General features: G+C 58.8%; 1 protein-coding gene. It reads left to right on the top strand.

The annotated features are described in order from the left end of the window. Window positions 1-66 precede the first annotated feature (66 nt). A partial coding sequence (locus tag JT719_RS24235) for a UDP-glucose--hexose-1-phosphate uridylyltransferase (protein ID WP_207436377.1) occupies window positions 67-989 on the top strand: 923 nt, incomplete at its 3' end.

Raw genomic sequence — 989 nt, forward strand, 5'->3', positions numbered from 1 at the left:
TCTGAGTGGACCCGCTAGTTTAAAGCCTTTTTCCCTGAAAGGAGCCTGAAAACGAAATCCTCTTTTATGAATCACTCCAATTCAAATATATCCTTCGATATCACGGAGCACTCGCACCGGCGCTTCAACCAGTTGCTTGGTGAGTGGGTGCTGGTCTCGCCCCACCGCTCCAAGCGCCCCTGGCAGGGGCAGCAGGAAACCACCGAGAAGGACACCCGGCCCCAGTACGACCCAACGTGTTATCTGTGCCCGGGGAACGTGCGCGCCAACGGTGAGACGAACCCCCAGTACCCCTCCACCTTCGTGTTCACGAACGACTTCGCCGCCCTGCAGGCCGAGAGTCCTTCCGGCTCTTTCGCCAAGGGCATGCTGCAGGCGGAGAGCGAGCGCGGCATCTGCAAGGTGATCTGCTTCTCGCCCCGCCATGACCTCACCTTGTCTGACATGGAAGCCACCGAGATCAAAAAAGTGGTGGATTTGTGGCAAGAGCAGTACCAGGAGCTCGGCGCGATGGAAGAGATCAGCTACGTGCAGATCTTCGAGAACAAAGGCTCGGTGATGGGCAGCAGCAACCCGCATCCGCACGGTCAGATCTGGGCCCAGAGCTCGGTGCCCGGCGAACCCGCCAAGGAGACCGAGCAGCAGGAAGCTTATTTCCAGCAAAACAACCGCAGCCTGCTCTCCGACTACCTAGCCATCGAACTGGAGGAGAAAACCAGGATTGTGGTGGAGAACGAACACTTCGTGGCGCTGGTGCCGTTCTGGGCCGTGTGGCCATTTGAAACCATTATCATCCCGCGCCGCCACTTCGGGCACCTGGGGCAGATCACCGAAGACGAGAAATTCGGCTACGCAGGCATCATGAAGCAGCTCTCCTCGGTGTACGACAGGCTGTTCAACACTTCCTTCCCGTACTCGGCGGGCATCCACCAGGCACCGACCGACGGCAAGGACTACCCGGGCTGGCATTTGCACATGCACTTCTACCC

Source organism: Sabulibacter ruber (assembly GCF_017355955.1).
GTDB lineage: Bacteria > Bacteroidota > Bacteroidia > Cytophagales > Hymenobacteraceae > Nibribacter > Nibribacter ruber_A.